Source organism: Acinetobacter sp. 231_lipA (genome assembly GCF_058243005.1).
In genome coordinates this window covers 1,933,399-1,953,933 of record NZ_JBZAYU010000001.1, presented here as the reverse complement: position 1 = coordinate 1,953,933, position 20,535 = coordinate 1,933,399, and the positions used below count along the sequence as shown (strand labels likewise).

Below are 20,535 nucleotides of genomic sequence, written 5' to 3'. Positions count from 1 at the left end.
GACTTAACGATGTTGTAACAGACGATACAAGGCTGCAATCATATCGGCACGGCTAATGATACCGACCAAAGCCTTGTTTTCAACCACAGGAATATAGTTAAAAGAACCTTCAACAAAGTATGGGATCAGATCTTGCAGTTCTTGATCTGGCTGTACCGTGACTACCTGACGCTTCATAATATGTTTGACTTGATCTTGCCAAGAAGTACGTAAATCCGTTGCCTTTTGGAACCACTCGACCACTTCATATAAAGCCAAGGTGCCGCATACTTGTTCAGCTCGATTTAACACAGGTAAACTCATCAGATTGACCTGTTTAAATTTTTCCACAGCGACTTGAATGTCTTCATCTTCATATAAACACAGGACATCTTTACTCATAATGTCCCGACAGCGTAGGTCTATATGAAAGCGAGTATCGGCCTGTGCTTGGGCTTTTAAAATCAGTTTTTGTAAATCATATTCACTGATGTCAAGCAACTGTGTTTCTTGGGCTAAAACTTGATGAATATCTTCAGGTTGAATTGTGACCTTCTGGGTGGGGGTCGGGTCGGTGCTACGCGTATTGACTTGCGCCACGGTTGGGTATTGTTTCCCGAGCAATCGGTTGAACGCAATCGCAATCACGAGAAGCAGGATCGAGTTAAGTAGAACAGGATAAAACACAAATTGATACCCTAACTCGTGTACCGTCTCACCTCCCAGCACCGCTGTAATCGCCACAGCACCACTCGGTGGATGCAAAGAATCTGTCGTCATCATCAAAATAATCGACAAAGCCACAGCAACACTAAATGCTTCTGTTAAGTTGGAAATATAGAGTGCACATGTCACCCCTATCACGGCTGCAATCGTATTCCCAATCACAATATTCCATGGCTGAGCCAAAGGACTGGCTGGTACGGCAAAAAGCAACACCGAGGACGCACCCATCGGGGCGATATACCATGCATTGATCCCCCCCAAAAGCCACCAACTTATGAGTGAAGACAGTGCTAATCCCAACAATGCCCCCAAACCACAGAGCATTCTTTCCTTTAGCGGTAACACTTTAAAATTTGGTTTTAAGGTATTTAACCATTCAAGTTGCATATGAAACACAGCCACCCTTCTACTTTTTCGCACTTAACCGGTGCAAAATTATACGTGGTCTCACCAATAAGATGCATCTATTTTACATCTTATTTTTATGAGTAATTCCACTGAATTCTTTAGTGAACGTATTGCTGTAACTGTACAACCCGTTCGGCATACTGCTGCATAGGACAAAAAGCATACATAGGCGATCCAACATACTGCCCTGCATTATCACACTCTTGCTCAACATAGGCTTTCCACAAGCGTTGTGATTTCAAAATGGCTTGATAACGTTCTGGCTGGCTATCCTGCTGACTTTGCACACGTATTTGATCGAGTAATGATACGATTTTCTTTTCATTAAGGTGTTTGGCTCGTTCTGAACAGATCTCCACCACACTATTATTAATACTGGCAAGCTGTAAAGCCTGAATGGTCTGCTCAACACATTGGTTATAAATATCTGGCTCGGCCTCTTGCTGCTGTGCGTGAACCGCTCCACTGAACATAGCCAACGAAATAAGGATGTGGAGATATAATTTTCGCATGATGTGCTCTTGGTTTTATTGTGCAGAAATTTAATATAGCAAACTCAGACAATTTGGCTCAAACCAGAGGATAGATGATCTATGTAATACACGCAGCTCAATCTTTTTCAACATACAAAAATCGTGCTATCGGACTTCTCTCACGCAACCACCGCAATTAAATTTTTAAATGAATGAATCCTGCTGAACCCTTTGCCACTCCTCTGCAAAATCCTTATACTTAGAACCAATTTTTTCTTATATTTATAATGGATGCTGCATGAGTCGCGCCATATCGCATATTGATACATTCCAAGGCTTAATTCTTGCCTTACAAAACTACTGGGCTGAACAAGGTTGTGTCATTTTACAACCTTACGATATGGAAATGGGTGCAGGAACATTCCACACTGCAACATTCTTACGCGCACTTGGGCCTGAAACTTGGAACGCAGCATACGTTCAACCCTCACGTCGTCCTAAAGACGGTCGCTATGGTGAAAACCCAAACCGTTTGCAACACTATTACCAATTCCAAGTAGTACTGAAACCAAACCCAGACAATATCCAACAACTTTACCTAGACTCACTAAAAGCTATTGGTATTGATACCCTTACTCACGATATTCGTTTCGTAGAAGACAACTGGGAATCTCCAACACTCGGTGCTTGGGGCTTAGGCTGGGAAGTTTGGCTCAACGGTATGGAAGTGACTCAGTTTACTTACTTCCAACAAGTCGGTGGTGTTGAATGTTACCCAGTAACAGGTGAAATCACTTACGGTCTTGAACGTTTGGCAATGTACCTACAAGGCGTAGATTCAGTTTACGATCTGGTTTGGACCAAAGGTCAGTTTGGTACAGTCACTTATGGCGATGTATTCCATCAAAACGAAGTTGAGCAATCAACCTATAACTTTGAATATGCCAACGTCGAAAAAATGTTTGAATTGTTCGATTTCTATGAAGCTGAAGCAACTCGCTTAATGGAAGCTGAACTTCCACTTCCTGCCTATGAACAAGTGATTAAAGCATCACATAGCTTTAACTTGCTCGATGCACGTGGTGCAATTTCTGTGACTGAGCGTCAACGCTATATTTTACGTGTACGTACTTTGGCACGTTCAATTGCGCAAAGTTATGTGGCTGCTCGTGCGAAGCTTGGCTTCCCAATGGCAGAACCGCATTTACGTGATGAAGTTTTAGCGCAATTGAAAGCTCAGGTTGAAGCGGAAGCGGCTCAAGCCGAAAAATCAGCGGAGAACAAATAATGTCTAAACATACCGTTTTATTTGAACTTGGCTGTGAAGAACTTCCACCCAAAAACTTAAAAACTTTACGTGATGCATTGCAAGCTGAAACCGTAAAAGGCTTAAAAGATGCAGGCTTGGCTTTTGATTTGATTGAAGCTTATGCAGCGCCTCGCCGTTTGGCATTGAAAATTATCAATGTAGATGCTGCGCAAGCAGACACACAAAAACGTTTTGACGGCCCTGCTGTACAAGCGGCTTATGATGCTGAAGGCAAGCCGACCAAAGCACTTGAAGGCTTTATGCGTGGTCAAGGCATTACTGCGGATCAAGTTTCAACTTTCCAAGCAGGTAAAGTTGAAAAAGTTTGCTACTTAAAAGATGTGCAAGGTCAAAGCCTTGACGCTTTACTGCCACAAATTTTACAAACTGCTTTGGATAACCTTCCAATCGCAAAACGTATGCGTTCTGCGGCAAGCCGTACTGAATTCGTTCGTCCTGTAAAATGGGTTGTATTGTTAAAAGACAACGATGTTGTTGATGCAACTATTCAGGATCACAAAGCCGGCAATGTGACTTATGGTCACCGTTTCCATGCACCTGAAGCGATTACTTTAACCAATGCAGATACATATTTAGATGCGCTTCGTGCTGCAAAAGTTGTCGCGAATTTTGAAGAGCGCCAAGCGATCATTGATCAACAAGTGAAAGCTTTGGCTGATGAAGTCAATGCGATTGCGATCGTTCCTGCTGATTTACGTGATGAAGTGACGGCATTGGTTGAATGGCCTGTTGCGCTTCGTGCAAGCTTTGAAGAACGTTTCCTTGCTGTGCCTCAAGAAGCGTTAATCACGACCATGCAAGACAACCAAAAGTATTTTTGTTTGGTGAATGCTGACAATAAACTTCAACCTTACTTTATTACTGTTTCAAATATTGAGTCTAAAGATTCAACTCAAATCATTGAAGGGAATGAGAAAGTTGTACGCCCTCGTTTGTCTGATGCTGAATTCTTCTTCTTACAAGATCAAAAGCAACCGCTTGCATCTCGTAAAGAAAAATTAGCCAATATGGTTTTCCAAGCACAGTTAGGTACGCTTTGGAATAAATCTGAACGTATTGCTAAATTGGCTGTGGCTTTATCTGCAATCACAGGTGCGAATCCTGCCGATGCTGAAAAAGCAGCACTTCTTGCAAAGTGTGATTTAACTTCTGAATTGGTTGGCGAGTTCCCAGAACTTCAAGGGATTGCGGGCACTTACTATGCACGTATTGAAGGCGAGAATGATGAAGTTGCGGAAGCTTTAGGTGAGCAATATTTACCTAAATTTGCAGGTGACGTTTTACCGCAGACCAAGACAGGTACTACGATTGCCCTTGCAGATCGTTTAGATACGTTGACTGGTATTTTCGGTATTGGTCAAGCGCCTACAGGTTCTAAAGACCCGTTTGCTTTACGTCGCTCTGCGATTGGTATTTTGCGTTTAGTGACTGAAAATAATCTTGATGTTTCAATTGAAGAACTGATCAAGCTTGCTTTGGCTGCTTATGGCGATGTATTGAAAGATCATGACAAGACTTTGGCGGATGCTGTTGCGTTCCTTGAAGGTCGTTATCGTGCGAAGTATGAAGACCAAGGCGTTGCTGTTGATGTGATTCAAGCAGTTCAAGCACTTTCTCCAAAATCACCACTTGATTTTGATAAGCGTGTTACTGCGGTGAATCATTTCCGTAACCTGCCTGAAGCCGCTGCTTTGGCTGCTGCGAATAAGCGTGTTGCCAATATCTTGGCGAAAGAAGCTGCACCTACGGGTGAAATTGTCGAATCTAAATTGGTTGAAGATGCTGAAAAAGCACTTTATGCAGAGATCCAAAATGTTCTACCTGTAGTTCAACCACTTTTGGCTGCGAAAGACTATACCGCTGCGCTTTCTAAGTTAGCTGCGTTACGTGCACCAATTGATGCTTTCTTTGATGGCGTCATGGTGATGGCAGATGATAGCGACTTGAAAGCGAACCGTTTACGTTTACTGGCTCAGTTACGAGACTTGTTTACCAGTGTTGCGGATATTTCGGTGTTGCAGCACTAAAGTCTTAGTTGCTTGAGTTTTAAACAAAACCCCGCTATAAATTAGTGGGGTTTTTTCTTTATAAAAATATAAAATTATTTACTGAGAGTTTAAAATGAGTGTAACTATTAAAGAGTTAGAAATAAAAAACTTTAGATCATGCAAAGACACTAAAGTTTTAATGAAAAACTTTACAGCGCTTATTGGTTATAATAATGCTGGAAAATCAAACATAATATTGGCAATTAAGTTTCTTTTAGAAGGACTAAGTGCAAAGACATTTAACTACTATACTAATGCTAATAATCATGATGACCCTATAATTGTCACTGCAACCTTAATCAATATAAAAGAAGAATTATTAAATCTACTAGAAGATGATCATGCTACAAAACTAAGACCATTTATTATTAATGAAGAGTTAAAAATCCGAAGATCAACATTTATCGAGAATAATAGCAAACAAAAAATTGTTGTTACCTTATTCAATGGTAACGAATGGAAACCTATTCAATCTGGTATTGAACAATCAATTATAAAAATTTTTCCAAAATTCATCCATATTGAAGCTATGTCTGATGCTCAAGAGGACTCAACTAAAAACAAAAGTGGTACAGCTATATCTAAACTACTTGATCTTATATCACTTGAAATCCAAGAAAATTATCAAGAGCAATTCACTTCCAGTTTGGCAAAAGTATCAGAATTACTATCCCATAATGGTGAACAACGAATTGATGCTTTATCTACTGTAGATGCAGGAATCAATCATATTTTACATAATTTTTTCCCTGATATTTCAGTAAAACTTCATTTTCCGACTCCAACTATTGAAGACATTTTTAAAAATGGAACTATTAAAATTTTTGAGAATGAGACTATTGAAAGAGATTTTTCAAATTTTGGGCATGGTAGCCAACGTTCAATCCAAATGGCTTTAATACGCTATTTAGCTGATATTCAACAGAACAACCCCAACCTAAGAAGATCGAATACTATTATTTGTATTGATGAACCAGAACTATATTTACATCCCACTACCATTGAATTAGTCCGTGATGCTTTGATCATTTTAGGTAATTTCGGATATCAGATTATATTTTCGACTCATTCAGCAAACCTTTTGTCTGCTAATCATGCTGTTAATGCAATCCAAATTTATAAAAACTCAGAATTAGGGACACAAGCAAGACAACCAATTTCACATATCATTAACCAAATTTCTCAAAATCGATTCGCACAACTTAATGATGCTTTTAAATTAAATAATGCATCCCATATTTTCTTTAGTGACGAAGTTCTACTAGTTGAAGGTAAAACTGAATTACGTGTCTTACCAAATATTTATTCAAAAATTACAGATCGTCCTTTCCATTTAAGAAAGATCGCGTTAATAGCAGTAGAAGGAAAACATAATTTAATTCCTATGCAAAAAGTTATTCAAGCTCTTGGCATTCCAGTTCGCATAATTGCTGATTTAGACTTTATTGGTAATTGTGCATTTTGGGAGCTAATTGATGAAAATAATGCAAAAGATTTCGAGGATTTTAGAAAATTTGTTCAGAAATATAAAGATCATTCTGATTTGCAAATAGATACAGAACACACTATCAACTGCGATACTTTACGCCAGATTAAGGCAAAGAAATTTAATTCCATCGCTTCATTTCCTGAAGCTAAACCCATAATTGAAAATATTCATAAATCTCTAAAAGCTAAAGATATTTATATTTGGAAAAAAGGTGACATCGAATCTATTTATGGTTTTAACTCAAAGAAAGAACAAGAGTGGAAACTATTTAATTCAGCATTAATAAATAATGAAATTCCGCTAGAAAGTTTAATACATGACTTTGAACATCTCTTAGATGCTATTCATTGGATAAATTAACATTATCAGGAATAGCCAACCTTTTCTTAATTCCCTATACTCAACCTAACAACTCGCAACAAGAACGAACCTTATGAAATTAAAAACTGCACTTTTCGCTACTTTTGCTGCCCTTTCTATTACAGCATGTACATCTCAACCAACGATTCCACAGTTGACAGCGGGTGTATTACAAGAAGTCCAAGATATTGAAGTCTATCCAGACACAACCAATAACAAAGCAAAACTGACCAAATTTGAAGACAAATGCGTCATCGAATTTACCGGCAACCTCAAAGCAGGCAAAGTCGTAGAACAGTGGGCGTTCCGTGACTACACCCTCATCACAGGTGGCTCAGCAACCTTTGCACTCGATGGCACAAGCACAGCAACCAAATTTGAATTACACGATGCAGAAGTACAGAAAAACTTCCTCGCACTACGTAATCACTTTGCAAAAGAAGCCTTAGCGCAATGTAACTAAGCAAATCGTCATCACTGGTGCAACATCAGTGATGACTTTCTCTCAAACACCTTCTGTTTCATATCTTTTATTTCAACGCTAGTCTCCATACTCTTTACATTTAAAACAACGACCACGCATAAACTTACATAATTTTAATGAATTAACTGAACGACACAATTTTCAGCCCATTGTTCATGCGCTGTTGCAGCATTGTGCGACTTTCATATCAAACGCTATTTTTGAGCTCATTTCTGTCTATGATGACTGCTGTTCTGAACTCCTCATCGGGTTCTGTCATAAGAGGTAGAAAATCAAAGATGAAAGTTTTAACAAAGACACTCACCGCTTCGGCTTTAACCACTGCACTTTTAGCTTCCACTTCCCTATTTGCAAATACCACAGCCAATACATCGGCCAATGTTCAAGTTCAAACCTCGCAGCCAAGCGTATTGCAAAACTTAAAACATGATGTCAAACATACTGCACATGCTACAGGAGAAACGGTTGAGCATGGTGTCGACAAAACCAAAGCATTCAGCAAAGAAAAATGGCAAGACACCAAAGAATTTTCAGCTGAAAAATCTGCTGTCGTAAAAGATAAGGCTGGTGACGTTAAACACTCTGTTGAGCATAACACCAAAAAAAGTGGTCACTATATAGCAGATAAAGCGAAACAAGGCCAACAAGCGACCAAACAAAAATGGCAGGAAACTAAGCAGGCTGTCAGTGGTCAGCCTAAACGTGCTGACGTAAATGGGCAGGCTCAAGTGGAATTAGATACACCTGTTGCTAAAGCCAAAGTCGGTTCATCGACCGATGCTGCCGTTGGCGCGAAGTAAAAGTTAAACTCCTCCAGAGTTGAAAGAGTCCACATGCTGGGCTCTTTTTTAGCTATATACGTTTGCACACTACGCTTGTTTACAACCAAGCACATGAAATTCACACAAAGAGGCTTTATGCTAAAACGCTGATTTATGCACGATAGCCCAAGAGGTACACTGCTCTATGAACATGATGAAAACAACACTCTTCTGCACTCTTTTAATGACAACAGCAGGTGTATGGGCACAAACAGAAACCACTACTCAGCAAGCGCAAAAGCCAATTACGCCTTATGGTAAAAACCCCAACATCTTTCACGTTTGGGCTTATAAAACTCAAGAAGGTGTGATTAACACGGCGGAAAAAGTCGGGACTGCAACAGAAAAAGGCATCCAAAAAATTCGCCCTTCTGCACACCAAGCCTTGGACAGTGCAAAAACCATCACCAACAACACCGCAGAACAAGCCAAAGAAACAGGACAGCAAGTTACCCAAAATGTGAATAAAAAGCTGCATGAAACCAAGCAAGTGATTACTGGTCAAACAGATCAACCCGCCCCCATTTACCAAGGCAGATTGAGTCAACCGTCATCTGCACCCGTAGATGCTCCTGCGGTTCAAGCGCCTTCAGTCTCATCTCTACAGCCTGTCGCACCACAAACAGTAAATGAGCCCACGATTACACAAGCACCGTCTTCCTTTACACCTGCTCAAGCAGAAGAAGAAATTAAAGTGACTAAGCTTTAATAGCAAAAAAGCACATCACTCGACGGGCTTTTTCGTTGTCATTATTTGCTTTAATTCACTCGACGGATTGGCTGCCCAGCTTGAAAAGCTTGAGCATTTTCCACTAACTGCTGCACCATGCGTTGACGTGCGTCGACACTGCCCCACGCACTGTGTGGTGTGATGATTAAATTCGGCAGACGAGCCTCCAATAAAACATTGCCTTCTTTAGGTGGCTCAACGGTTAGTACGTCGGTTGCTGCACCCGCAATTTCACCCTGTTTTAACGCATCTGCCAAAGCTGCTTCATTGACAATTCCGCCACGTGCACAATTAATTAAAAAGGCACTTTTTTTCATTTTTGCGAAAGCGTGAGCATCAATCAAGTCACGCGTGTCATCGGTTAATGGACAATGCAGACTGACAAAGTCCGCTTGCGCCAGCAAGTCATTAAAGCCTACTCGTGTTGAGTCAGCATGTGGACGGTTTGGCAAATTACCCACCAAAACTCGCATGCCAAATGCTTCAGCGAGTTTAGCCACCGCCTGCCCCAATTCCCCATAACCTAAAATGCCCAAGGTCTTGCCAGAAAGTTCAATAATTGGGTAGTCCAGTAGACAAAACTGCGAAGCTTTATTCCATTCGCCCTGCTGCACCGCATGCTCGTATTGCAGGCAGGAGGTTGCAAGGTTAAGCATCAACATTAAAGTGTGCTGTGCCACCGCTGCCGTGCCATAACCCTGACAATTACACACCACAACACCTTGTGCTTTGGCTTGCTGCAAATCGATGTTATTGGTGCCAGTGGCAGAGATTAGAATCAACTTTAACTGAGAGCATTGTTTTAGGGTATCGGCATCCACCATTACTTTATTGCTAATAATCACATCTGCATCTTGCACACGCGCAACAATCGTCTCAGCATCGGTACTTGGGTAAAGGATCAGTTCATCAAAAACAGCATGCAGTGCATGAAAGTCCAAATCATTTTTATCTAAGGATGCATAATCTAAAAATACGGCTTTCATTGCTCACGTCCAGTTGTTCTGCATAATGATAGAGCGCTTATTTAAACTAACTCAGCTTCTTTTTTCAACGTAAACACTGTCTTCACCACTTAAAAATAGCCGCAACACACAGAAAAAAGCCCGCTATTTAACGGGCTTATTACGATGAATACGAATAGAAATACTGATCTGTTTAATCACATAAAACGTCAGGATCAGTAAGAGAATGAGACCACCACCGAATGTCAGATAGGCTGGGTCTAAACTTTGTGCCAGTACGCTTTGTGATGTTAAAATAAACAGTAATGTTATAAATACAGCCGACCAATGTCTTTGCATTGCTTCCACCCTATTTGATCTTTATCCGTATTGTTTAAAAGATAAACAATACTTTCATATTAAACCAAATAGGGCGCAAAACAAGTGCTTAGCTTTAGACCAAAGCCCTATATGAATAAATCACATCAACACATCTGACTCAGCATCGCTTGACACCAAAAACTGTGCTGTTTCTGGAATATCCTCGACCAAATCAAAGCCACCATATTCATCACAGCTAAAGTTAAACTGCTTATAACTAATCAAATAATAATCACTGTATTTTTTCATTAACAATGGATGCATTCCAGCGCCCAATTCGGCTTGTTCATGCACCAACTTCATGATCTGTCTGTCATTCATGACGATGGTATAGCGCATATCGTTATAGTAAATGTGTACTAGTCCATTACCCTTAGCAAAAATCGGCAGCAGAAACTTATGATTCAGCGCAATAGCATCTGGTGCATAGCTTTCAATCTTTTGACTGATCATATTGAACACTAAACCATGTCCAAAACTATCCATTAACTGACAGCTATTTTCTTGCGGCAAGTTGACCTGAATACCCAATTTCAGCAGATCGGTCTGGCTCACTTGTCGATTGCTGAGTAACTCGCGAATAATGCTTTGTTTTAGCTTGCTATCAAAAAATTGACCATCTAACTCAAGCTCATTATTTTTCAGAATTCGTCCTAAAGAAAAGCGATGACGCGGCAACAAGTTTTCGATCACTTTACGGTAGTAAAACTTGCTGTTCTTTTTCACTTCACGAATTTTTTTATAAAAATACGGCGCATCAAACTCATGACGTAAAAAATCATGGAGCAAATCGGAACTGGCCAAAACCGCAATCGCATCATGCCCTGTAAAAGGTAAGTTCAGGGTATTCAGATTCGGTACGACCGTTTGTAATTTTTCATAATGCGCACGGTCTTCAGGGCAGTAAGGGTCATAAATAACAATGTATTCACACTCTGCCGAGACATCCTTCGGCTGTACCTGCATGTCATGGTTCAGCTCAGGCTGATAGAACATGTTATAGCGGTTATCAGTCACCTGTTCAGGGTCAATCGAATACTGCGGTACCAAGGCCACCACGCGTTTAAAACCAAGCAGCTTAGAGTATTTAATCGCAGCATAGCCGCCCATTGACCCCGCATAGGCAATACGGGTTTGAAAAGGCGCAATCCACGCGCGAATTGCTTCCAACATGGCCAACATCGAAGACTCTGGAAACCATGACTTCTGTTTCGGCATAATGCCAACCACATTGAAGCCAAACTTCGCTAGCGATTTTTCTGCATTGATCGACGTTCCCTTGGCACGGGTAATCAGATCACCAAAAGAGAAAATAAGTTCCTCCGATGAACCCTGTAAAAAAATGACACGAATCTGTTCATCTTCAAAAATAATTTGTTTCGCCATGTCCATGCTGAGAGATTTCATTCCTATAAAGTGAGGTCATGTTCGTTCCATACAGCATAAGCGATTTCATCGAACCAAATGTGTTATTTTATAGATGCAGAGCAGATAAAAAAGCGCAAAATATGACACAATCACTCCATCCTGCAGCACAACACGGGTTTAGCGCAGCTGCTGAACTTTATCAACAAGTGCGTCCAAGTTATCCACAAGAGATCCATGCCTGGCTCACCGAGCAACTGCATTTAAACGCAAATTCACGTGTGATCGATCTTGCCTCGGGTACAGGTAAGTTTCTGCCTTATCTGATTCCGCATAGTGGACAGCTCACTGCCATCGAACCTATCACCGAAATGTTGGCTCAGCTTAAACTGGCTTACCCGCAGGTCGAAACATTACAAGCCTTTAGTGACCATATGCCCCTGCCATCGCAAAGTATCGATGCGGTTTTATCTGCGCAGGCCTTCCACTGGTTTGCCAACATGGATAGTTTAAAAGAAATCCATCGTGTCCTAAAACCGCAAGGGCATTTGGGCTTGGTCTGGAACCAACGCGATACTCAAGTCGACTGGGTCAATGCTCTGGCAGAACGGCTCGCTCCCTTAGAAGGAGAGACCCCACGTTATCATAGTGGACTATGGCAAAAAGTCTTTGAACATCAACACTTATTTCAACTCAAAAGCCTGCATCAGTTTGCACAGCAGCAAACAGGTACCGTAGAACAAGTGGTCTCAAAACGTCTCCTTTCGACCAGCTTTATTGCCGCAATGCCACTCGAACAACAGCAGGAGTTAAAACATCAGTTTGAACAAATTGTGCAGCAGTACACGGGCAAACAGCCACAAGACGAAATCAGTTTTCCTTACATCACCTATGCCTATCACTTTCAAAAAATAGCAGAATAATAGGACACCGATATGAACCCACATACTCTTTCATTGAAACAGGTTCTACTGCCGCTTCTTTTAGGTGGCAGCTTAATCCTCACAGGCTGTAATAAAGCCAATGAACGTGCTGAGCAAGATACGCTTTCAAGCGATGATAAAATTCTGCAAGAACTGAGCTCCGAACCCGTCAAAAGTTTTGCTAAAACAACCAATGATCCACACGATATTGCGCTCTTGGTCGACTATGACCAGCGCTTTAGTAGCATGAGTGATGAAATGGAAGATGAACTCATGAAAATGCGTGAGGCAGGCACGCTCACGGATGAATTTGCAAAAACACGTCAACAAGACAATATTCAGTCTGCACTGAATATGCTGAAAGCACTGGATTTAAAAACAGAACAAGGGCGCTACATTCAAACTTTGATGTACCAATATTGGGATAACCAAGCCAAAATCATCCAAAATAAAGCCGCAGCACCACATGACAACGTGAAAGGCCTCGGTGAGCTCATCCATGCCCAAGAGCAGCTTGAACACTGGCAGTCGCAGTATCCTAAGGCTCAAGATACGATGTCGACAGGCTACTAACCTAATGACGGACAAAGAAAAGGGATCCGATGATCCCTTTTACTTATATATATTCTAACTATGGGCGTTCAGCATATTGTGGTAATGCATCACAAATGTTGTCCCACTCGGCTTGGGATGCTACAAAAATATGCTGCGTCGGCTTTTGCTGTAACGGGGTATCTAAAGTGCCGATACGCAAACGGTAAAACTCAGGGGTGTCAGCTTTAATACTGACAAGAGGTGAACCACAGTTGCCACAGAAACAACGCTCTGTGCCTGCACTCGATGCATATTTTTTCACAACGTCTTGACCAGAGGTCAGTTTAAAATCCGCCTTAGCAATCGGTGCATTGGTTGCATATGCCGTTCCATTGGCCTTGCGACATTTTTGACAATGGCATTGAATAATATCGCCAATCGGCCCATCAATTTGATAAGTCACTGCACCGCATAGGCAGCTGCCCACATACTGCTGAAGATCCGACATCATGATGCTCCTTGAATTTTTTATTCAAATTAGCACAGCTGATTTTCAGTTGCATCGCTTATGGCGAATTTTTTGCCACATTCAAATACTGCATCACACCCTCACCCGCAGCACGTCCGGTTGCAAAACATGCAGTGAGTAAGTAGCCCCCTGTGGGTGCATCCCAGTCCAACATTTCCCCACATAAAAAAACGGTGGGATTGGATTTTAATTGTAGCTGCGAGCTTAGGCCTTCACGGTGCACACCGCCAGCACAACTAATCGCTTCTTCAATCGGACGAAAACCAGTTAAAGGAATCTGTAATTGCTTCACCTGCTGCGCCAATTGTTCAGGGTGATTCCAGTGATCTTTTACAACCAACTCTCGCACTAAACTGGCCTTGGCTGCATCTAAACCTGCTTTACGCCAAATATTACTTAAAGACTGTTTTTTTGTCGGTTTCAGGCGTACAGCCAATTCTTGGACAGTGACATCTGGCAGTAAATCAAGCGTTAACACTAAAGGCTGGAGCTTTTTTTGCTGCGCACGCAGCGCTCGACCTTGCTTATAGACCAAACCACTTTCTAGTCCATAATGGGTGATGACGATATCGCCCATACTTTTTTCCGCATCGCCCACCCATGCCGCGATACGTTTCAGTGGCTGCCCAAAGACAGGTTGCATATAAGTAGACCATTCATGTTCTACCCCAGCATTGCTGGCTTGAAAAGGCTCAATTTCATCGGCCTCCAACCAGTTTTGCCATGCGCCATCACTACCGAGCTGAGACCATGACACTGCTCCGCAAGCCAAGACAATCGCATCATAGCTCTGGCTATGCGCTTGATCACTAAGCAAAGACTTGATTTCAAGTGTATGTTCTTTGAGGCTGAGGCATTGATGACGATAGTAAAACTTGACGCCTGACTCAACCAAGCGTTTCAACCATGCACGTAATAAAGGCGCAGCTTTCATTTCAATCGGGAAAATACGACCAGACGTTCCGACATAGGACTCAATGCCTAAACCTTTCATCCATGCTTGAATCCATGTGGCATCCCACTCACGAATCCAAGGTGCCAACCATTCTGCTTGATCATAACGACCAATAAACTGCTCCACAGGTTCAGCATGAGAGATATTTAGTCCTGTTTTACCCGCCATCAGGAACTTACGTGCAGCAGATGATTTTTGCTCAAATACATCGATTTGAACATCATATTGGCTCAACACTTCTGCCGCCATCAAACCAGCTGGGCCCGCCCCAATAATTGCAATACGCTTTGCCATGATTTATTCGGCTTGATCCGAAGATTGAACCTGTGGGTTCTGACCTTGCAAAGCCTGAAACGCGTCAAAGCGCGTGCGATAACCTTCAGGTTTCGTGATGATCAACTGTTGGCAGAGCTCGCCTCGTTCTAAGTATTTAATTTCAAAATGTGTGCGCGCTGAGCTATCCGCAATACGCTCTTTCACAAACGGTAACTTCCACACCTCAATCAACTGTTGCTGTGCTTCTTCGATATATTCTGGAATATTACTGGCTAACGTAATTTGTCCGCCTACTTGTAAACGTGATATCAGAAACTCAAAAAACGGCATATTCAACCAGCGCTGTGCAGGATTATGCGGTTCAGGGTTGGGATAAAGAATAAAGAACTGTTCAACCTGCTGCGGTTGCAAGGCATGTACCACCCACGGTAAAGCATCGGCATGTACCAGCTGTAAATTCTGCTGACCTTCTAAGCTATGTTGTTTCTGCATCGCCACAAACTTTTCACGGGTACGTTCAACCGCAATTAGCTTTTTCTCAGGATGATTGGCCGTAAACAATAAAGCATGTTTACCCTTGCCCGCCCCAATTTCCACACACAGTGGATCAGGACTGATCTTTTGAAAATCACGAGGCGCATGCATACGTGGGGCTTGAAATTGACGAATCGGCATAATCAGATCAAACTAAGAAAAAACCGCATCAGTCTAACAACTGCCAACGTTTTTGCCTATTTCAATCCGAAAATTTTATCTGGAGTCGATCATGCCACACACTTTCCCTTGTCCCCGTTGTGGAGAAATGAGTCAATGGGAAGACAACACCTTTCGTCCTTTTTGTTCTGAACGCTGCAAACTAATCGACTTAGGTGCATGGGCCAATGATGAATATCGCCTTCCAACGCAAGATGCACAGCAGGCAGAAAACTCAGAAGAATAATATGTTTAATTTCATGATATTTTTCATATTTTAAGAGAAATTGTTCATTATTTAATATCTCAATATTCGCTTAAAAGGATAATTCGTCAACTATACTCCCCAAAAAATTGGTACATGCTCACAGCATGATCAAGTCACAAAAATAACATCCTAAAGAGGGATAAGATGAATATCCTGAGTAAGACTATTGTTTTAATTGGCGTTTTACTCGCGATCTGTCTATTCAGTTTTGGCATCTATATGCTAGATCTGTTGATCCTCTCGGTTGGACTATTAGTGGCCTTATTCTCTATCGTGTTTGCTCTAGAAACCCAACACATTTTGAATAATCCATTTCGCAAATAAAAAAGTCAGCAGCTGCTGACTTTTTTATTTTTCAATAAGACCACAAAGCGCTTAGCCTGCTTTTCCTGCCACAAAAGGATTATGTTGTTTTTCAAAACCAATGGTACTGATTGGACCATGTCCTGAAATGAACTGCGTCTCATCGGGTAAGCTAAAGCATTCACGCTGAATAGAGTCAATCAACTGCTGATGATTGCCACGCGGAAAGTCGGTACGACCAATGGAGCCTTTAAACAACACATCGCCAGTCCAAAGCAGACCATAGTTTTTATTATAAAACATCACATGACCCGGGGTATGTCCAGGGGCAAAACGTACTTCAAACGCTTCATTTCCCAGTTTAAGGACTTCACCACCTTCTAGCCATGTCGTGACATCCACCTTGTCAGGAACAGGAAAACCATAACGCTGCGAGACTTCTTGAATCATATCCAACCAAAAGGCATCTTCTTTATGCGGGCCAATCACAGGGACATCCCACAGTTTTTTTAATGCCCCGACTGCTCCAGCATGATCTAAATGCCCGTGCGTCAACCACAGCGCTTTTACTGTCAAACCCAATGCTTCGATTTCTGCTTTAAGCTTCTCAGGCTCTCCACCTGCATCAATTAAAATTGCTTCTTTACTGTCACTGTCCCAAACAATCGAACAGTTCTGCTGAAATGCCGTTACAGGCACAATTTTAACTTGCAACATAGAGTGTCAACCTCAATTCGTTTTGCTGGCTAATGTCTGCTTTAAGGCATCAAGATTAGCCTGAACCAGAGTATTGAGCAATTGCAAATGATCTCCGCGGCTGTTCAAGGCTGGAATATATTGATACCGCTCTCCACCTTGAGACAAAAACAATTCAGCATTCTGAATCGCCAGTTCCTCTAAAGTTTCTAAGCAATCCGCTGAAAACGCCGGACTCATAATTTGCACCGATTTCACCCCCTGCGCCGCCCATTCGGCCAGTAAGGTATCCGTATACGGTTTCACCCACTCTTGCTTGCCAAAGCGGGACTGGAAACTGATTGCCCATTCGTCCTCCGCTAGGCCTAACTCTGCCGCCACCAACTGCCCTGTGATGCGGCAACGGTCGGCATAGGGATCACCTTTATCGGCATAAGGCTGTGGAATACCATGAAAAGACATTAACAGCTTTTCAGTTACCCCGTGTTCAGCACGGAAATCGCGTACACTTTGCGCCAATGCCTGAATGTATAAAGGGTGCTGATAATAATCGCGAATAATGCTCAGCCCCGGCAAATTGCGCTGCTTTGGAATCCACTTCGCGAAAGCATCATATAAAGGCGCGCTGGATGTCGCAGAGTACTGCGGAAATAAAGGAAAGAGCACAATATGATCTTGTGGTTTTTGACTCAATTCAGAGAGCAAGGGCTGAATGCCTGGATTACCATAGGTCATCGCAGGGACGATATTCAGCTCAAACTCAGGGTATTGCAAAATCAACTGCTGTTGTAACGCGGCCACTTGAGTCAGCAAAATTTCTCTCATTGGAGAATCACTGCCCCACACCATCTCATAAGCATGGGCAACGCGTTTAGGGCGAAACGGCAAAATAAATAAACGGAGAATAATCTGCCAAAGCGGTTTGGGAATTTCAATCACTCGCTGGTCTGACAAAAACTGATCCAAAAAGCGACGCACTGCTGAAGCTGTCGGTGCATCAGGCGTTCCCAAATTTGCCAAAATAACAGTAACTTTTGCTTTTATTGCAGTAGACATTCAGCCCTCGTGGCTCGTTTTCGAATGTCTCTACTGTAACAGTTTTCAGTTCATTCTCTAAATGGATAACTACGAAGATTGAAATTGAAAAGGCCGATCCTTTTCCAATAAATTACTCTCCAAAAGTTTAGTCGCCTTCGGTGTCAACTGCCAAAGCATGCGCTGACGATCATCTCGACCCGACTGAACAATCCAATCATTTTGACGCATTTGCATTTTGATACTGTGCAAAGCACGAATATTAATTTGCGAGCGCGCAACAGCATGGGCACGAGGCATTTCTAGACGTGCATCATTCAAACCAGTTTCGTTTAAATACTCATTTATGCGTTTGGAGAAATACTCTTCAGGAGTGGGGTGAATAAAGGTTGTCCCCAAAACCGAGAGTAATTGCGCCCAAGTCATCTGCTTTTGAATTTTCAGCTCTTTAAAATTGCCATCTTGATAGGCATGCATCCGATAATCAAAAGCAAAAAAATCATGCATAGCCACTTTGGGTAAAGACAAAAATGGATCGACTTCACGTTTACCCGCTTCAGTTTCCAATTGCACCAATTTGGCTTTGAGTTTATCAATTTCGTCATGCAACACTTGGGTGTTCTGCGGACGTACCCAACCCGATACAGGATAGCGCTCTAGCATTTGCGTCATATTCAAGCGAACGGCCATTTCCAAGTCACGCATGGTGCGATAAGTGAAAACCTGATCGACTTCGTTTTGGAGTAGTTTTCTAAACTCTTTGAATTTTTCACGCAGCTCAGCTTTGTCGTCATGTAAACATAACTCACGGGCATCAGGATCATCATGCATAAATACAATAATCGGCTTTTGTTTGGTGACCGCATAAATGTATTCAAGGTGCATATATCCCACCCCTGACACGGACTGTTCGCCATATTTGCTGCCCAGCAACAATATGACATAGTCACAGTCATCGATCTGACGACGTGCAAAAGCTGTTGAAAGTGGTGTCCGTTGTTCTAATCCCCAAGAAAAAAATCCCATGCCCACTAAAGTTTGGGCCAAAATGATCCGCTCTGGTTGCATCTCGCTTCCAGAAGTAGTTATAAACACTTGATAACGCTTATCGAGCATCGGTTATCCTCATTATTCTTCGCAGCATCCCATCCCCCAAATTCCATTAGATAGACACTGCGACTAACTCAAGCATATTAGGTTGCAATTTTTGACTATATATCAAAATACTCGACTTATTTGTTTAAAAATTAATCAGATATGTTTGAAATAGTCCAATTTAGTTCTGGTTCAAGCAAAAGTTGTAAGATAGGTCTCAAACTTTCTGCATTATTTCCACTGACATAACATTCAATTCGAACATCACTTTCATGATTTTGTTCAAATAATAACTCATTTTTGATTAAAATACGGGCTGTTTGTCGTGCAACTGCCAGTCCAGAGTCAATTAATGTCAGTTTCTGACCAAAAATAGATTGTATCGCTATTTTCAAAAAAGGGTAATGGGTACAGCCTAAAACTAAGTAATCTGCACCCTGATCAACAACTGGTTGTAAAATATCTTTTAACGTGGCTAAACATGCCGCACTCATCTGTGCGCCGCTCTCAACAAAAGGCACTAAATCTAAGCAGGTCACTGGAATCACCGTGACTCCCGAAGGCTGTGCAAACTTATCAACGACGTCTTTAATCAGTTGCCCGCGAAAGGTCGCAGGGGTCGCTAGAACAGCCACAGTCTTGGATTTGCTTTGCAATACCGCAGGTTTTAGGGCAGGAACAAGGCCGATAATCGGGAAGTTGTCGCCATAGTGCTCGCGTAAATAATCCAAACTAAAGGCTGAAGCGGTATTACACGCCACAACTGCAACCTTACAGCCTTGGCGGTAAAGCCACTCAATCGCTTGTGCAGTCAATTCTCGGATATTTTGATCATCGCGCGGCCCATAAGGCACATGCGCTGTATCGGCAAAATAAATAAATCGTTCATGCGGTAAATGCTTGGCAATTTCTTGAGCGATAGATAAGCCGCCTATCCCCGAATCAAATATCCCGATTGGCGCATTGGCTGTCGCTTTTGGCATAGGATTGATCAGAGGAAATAAGGGCTGAATGGCACTCATGGGGACTCGTTGCAGTATAAAGTTAAAAGATCAATCAAGCTTAAACCTCAGGTGCCTAATTGCAATAGCAAATCACCACTTTGTAAGCTCAGTTTGGCTTCACCTTCCGCATCGTCGCTTAGCTCACCCATTTCCACCAAATGAAAAAAAGCAGCACGCTGAATCAGTGCATTGATGCCAAAGCGAACATGCACATAAGGACGTAGCTCCCCTTGGAAAGCACGCATAAAAATGGGATGGTCCTCATCAACGATCACCACATCATGCGTGGTCGTGGTCAGCTGTAGGTAGATTTTTCCTGTAATTTCGACTTGATCGACCTGATTGACAAATAAAGGCTCATCTTCAACCTCGATTTCAATCTGCTCGACCGGGGTTTTGAGATAAAATTTTCCGTCCTCTTTCCAAAGTACCGTTGCAAACAGCTCAATCATGGCTTGGCGTTTGATCAATTGACCTTCGTGCCACCATTCTCCATTGGCTAAAACCTTCAAATCCATTGCGCCACAATGCTTTGGGTGCCATTGATCTAAAGGGGGGATTGACCTTTTGTGACCGGACTGTCCATCTTTTATGTATTGTGCAATATCGGTTAAGTTTTTATTATCAGCAATAGCTACTTTTTTCGTCGGATTTGCTGAGTTGTGCTGCTTATCCATAAAATTCAT

Annotated in this window: 22 protein-coding genes; 9 read left to right on the top strand and 13 right to left on the bottom strand. The window is 42.0% G+C overall.

Features of this window, described 5'->3' with window-relative positions:
* Positions 1–3: 3 nt before the first annotated feature.
* Complete coding sequence (locus AC4CUX_RS09560) at positions 4–1,101, bottom strand: HPP family protein (RefSeq protein ID WP_490792627.1); 1,098 nt, start codon at positions 1,099–1,101, stop codon at positions 4–6.
* 110 nt (positions 1,102–1,211) lie between these two features.
* Positions 1,212–1,586 carry a lysozyme inhibitor LprI family protein gene (locus tag AC4CUX_RS09555; RefSeq protein ID WP_490792626.1) on the bottom strand — a complete coding sequence of 125 codons (375 nt, stop codon included), beginning with the start codon at positions 1,584–1,586 and terminating at the stop codon, positions 1,212–1,214.
* 298 nt (positions 1,587–1,884) lie between these two features.
* On the opposite strand from AC4CUX_RS09555, the gene glyQ reads away from it, so the two are divergent.
* From glyQ to AC4CUX_RS09525, 6 genes are all read left to right on the top strand, one after another.
* Positions 1,885–2,874: a glycine--tRNA ligase subunit alpha gene (gene glyQ, locus AC4CUX_RS09550; protein ID WP_086209633.1), complete on the top strand. Its 990-nt coding sequence runs from the start codon at positions 1,885–1,887 to the stop codon at positions 2,872–2,874.
* A complete protein-coding gene (gene glyS / locus AC4CUX_RS09545) occupies positions 2,874–4,943 on the top strand; it encodes a glycine--tRNA ligase subunit beta (protein WP_490792366.1) in 2,070 nt (689 codons plus the stop codon). Before glyQ ends, glyS begins: the two co-directional genes overlap by 1 nt.
* Positions 4,944–5,037: 94 nt before the next feature.
* Entirely contained in the window at positions 5,038–6,813 is a 1,776-nt protein-coding gene (locus AC4CUX_RS09540; protein ID WP_490792365.1) for an AAA family ATPase, read from the top strand.
* 73 nt (positions 6,814–6,886) lie between these two features.
* A complete protein-coding gene (locus tag AC4CUX_RS09535) occupies positions 6,887–7,276 on the top strand; it encodes a hypothetical protein (protein WP_490792364.1) in 390 nt (129 codons plus the stop codon).
* 299 nt (positions 7,277–7,575) lie between these two features.
* Positions 7,576–8,097, top strand: coding sequence for a hypothetical protein (locus AC4CUX_RS09530; RefSeq protein WP_490792363.1), 522 nt, complete (start codon positions 7,576–7,578; stop codon positions 8,095–8,097).
* Positions 8,098–8,263: 166 nt separating this feature from the next.
* Complete coding sequence (locus tag AC4CUX_RS09525) at positions 8,264–8,827, top strand: hypothetical protein (RefSeq protein ID WP_201707111.1); 564 nt, start codon at positions 8,264–8,266, stop codon at positions 8,825–8,827.
* A 50-nt stretch (positions 8,828–8,877) separates the two neighbouring features.
* On the opposite strand, the gene AC4CUX_RS09520 is transcribed toward AC4CUX_RS09525, so the two are convergent.
* The 3 genes from AC4CUX_RS09520 to AC4CUX_RS09510 all read right to left on the bottom strand — a co-directional run bounded on the left by AC4CUX_RS09520 (position 8,878) and on the right by AC4CUX_RS09510 (position 11,559).
* Positions 8,878–9,834: a 2-hydroxyacid dehydrogenase gene (locus tag AC4CUX_RS09520; protein ID WP_490792362.1), complete on the bottom strand. Its 957-nt coding sequence runs from the start codon at positions 9,832–9,834 to the stop codon at positions 8,878–8,880.
* Between the two features lie 123 nt (positions 9,835–9,957).
* Positions 9,958–10,152: a hypothetical protein gene (locus AC4CUX_RS09515; protein ID WP_201707109.1), complete on the bottom strand. Its 195-nt coding sequence runs from the start codon at positions 10,150–10,152 to the stop codon at positions 9,958–9,960.
* A 120-nt stretch (positions 10,153–10,272) separates the two neighbouring features.
* The gene (locus AC4CUX_RS09510; RefSeq protein ID WP_201707108.1) at positions 10,273–11,559 is read right to left on the bottom strand and encodes a hypothetical protein; all 1,287 of its coding nucleotides are present in this window, start codon (positions 11,557–11,559) and stop codon (positions 10,273–10,275) included.
* A 122-nt stretch (positions 11,560–11,681) separates the two neighbouring features.
* Here AC4CUX_RS09510 and AC4CUX_RS09505 point away from each other — a divergent pair, with 122 nt between their 5' ends.
* Both AC4CUX_RS09505 and AC4CUX_RS09500 read left to right on the top strand, forming a co-directional pair.
* Entirely contained in the window at positions 11,682–12,461 is a 780-nt protein-coding gene (locus tag AC4CUX_RS09505; protein ID WP_490792361.1) for a class I SAM-dependent methyltransferase, read from the top strand.
* A 12-nt stretch (positions 12,462–12,473) separates the two neighbouring features.
* Positions 12,474–13,034: a hypothetical protein gene (locus tag AC4CUX_RS09500; RefSeq protein ID WP_335997589.1), complete on the top strand. Its 561-nt coding sequence runs from the start codon at positions 12,474–12,476 to the stop codon at positions 13,032–13,034.
* Positions 13,035–13,092: 58 nt separating this feature from the next.
* Here AC4CUX_RS09500 and AC4CUX_RS09495 read toward each other — a convergent pair whose 3' ends face one another.
* From AC4CUX_RS09495 to AC4CUX_RS09485, 3 genes are read right to left on the bottom strand one after another with little or no spacing between them, the layout of a single operon-like run.
* The gene (locus AC4CUX_RS09495; protein WP_159152998.1) at positions 13,093–13,503 is read right to left on the bottom strand and encodes a GFA family protein; all 411 of its coding nucleotides are present in this window, start codon (positions 13,501–13,503) and stop codon (positions 13,093–13,095) included.
* Between the two features lie 58 nt (positions 13,504–13,561).
* A complete protein-coding gene (locus AC4CUX_RS09490; protein ID WP_490792360.1) occupies positions 13,562–14,773 on the bottom strand; it encodes a TIGR03862 family flavoprotein in 1,212 nt (403 codons plus the stop codon).
* Positions 14,774–14,776: 3 nt separating this feature from the next.
* Positions 14,777–15,436, bottom strand: coding sequence for a class I SAM-dependent methyltransferase (locus tag AC4CUX_RS09485; protein WP_490792625.1), 660 nt, complete (start codon positions 15,434–15,436; stop codon positions 14,777–14,779).
* A gap of 85 nt (positions 15,437–15,521) precedes the next feature.
* Between AC4CUX_RS09485 and AC4CUX_RS09480 the strand changes: the two genes are divergently transcribed.
* Positions 15,522–15,695 (top strand): DNA gyrase inhibitor YacG, encoded by a 174-nt coding sequence (locus AC4CUX_RS09480; RefSeq protein WP_490792359.1) that lies wholly within the window; start codon positions 15,522–15,524, stop codon positions 15,693–15,695.
* A gap of 396 nt (positions 15,696–16,091) precedes the next feature.
* On the opposite strand, the gene AC4CUX_RS09475 is transcribed toward AC4CUX_RS09480, so the two are convergent.
* The 5 genes from AC4CUX_RS09475 to AC4CUX_RS09455 form a co-directional block, all read right to left on the bottom strand.
* A complete protein-coding gene (locus AC4CUX_RS09475) occupies positions 16,092–16,736 on the bottom strand; it encodes an MBL fold metallo-hydrolase (RefSeq protein WP_279697793.1) in 645 nt (214 codons plus the stop codon).
* A gap of 12 nt (positions 16,737–16,748) precedes the next feature.
* Positions 16,749–17,771, bottom strand: a complete 1,023-nt coding sequence (hemH, locus tag AC4CUX_RS09470; RefSeq protein ID WP_078388562.1) for a ferrochelatase — start codon at positions 17,769–17,771, stop codon at positions 16,749–16,751.
* Positions 17,772–17,840: 69 nt separating this feature from the next.
* The gene (locus AC4CUX_RS09465) at positions 17,841–18,866 is read right to left on the bottom strand and encodes a DUF4062 domain-containing protein (protein ID WP_195728551.1); all 1,026 of its coding nucleotides are present in this window, start codon (positions 18,864–18,866) and stop codon (positions 17,841–17,843) included.
* A gap of 131 nt (positions 18,867–18,997) precedes the next feature.
* A complete protein-coding gene (murI, locus tag AC4CUX_RS09460; protein WP_279697794.1) occupies positions 18,998–19,867 on the bottom strand; it encodes a glutamate racemase in 870 nt (289 codons plus the stop codon).
* Between the two features lie 47 nt (positions 19,868–19,914).
* Entirely contained in the window at positions 19,915–20,526 is a 612-nt protein-coding gene (locus AC4CUX_RS09455) for a DUF1285 domain-containing protein (RefSeq protein ID WP_490792358.1), read from the bottom strand.
* Between the last annotated feature and the right edge of the window lie 9 nt (positions 20,527–20,535).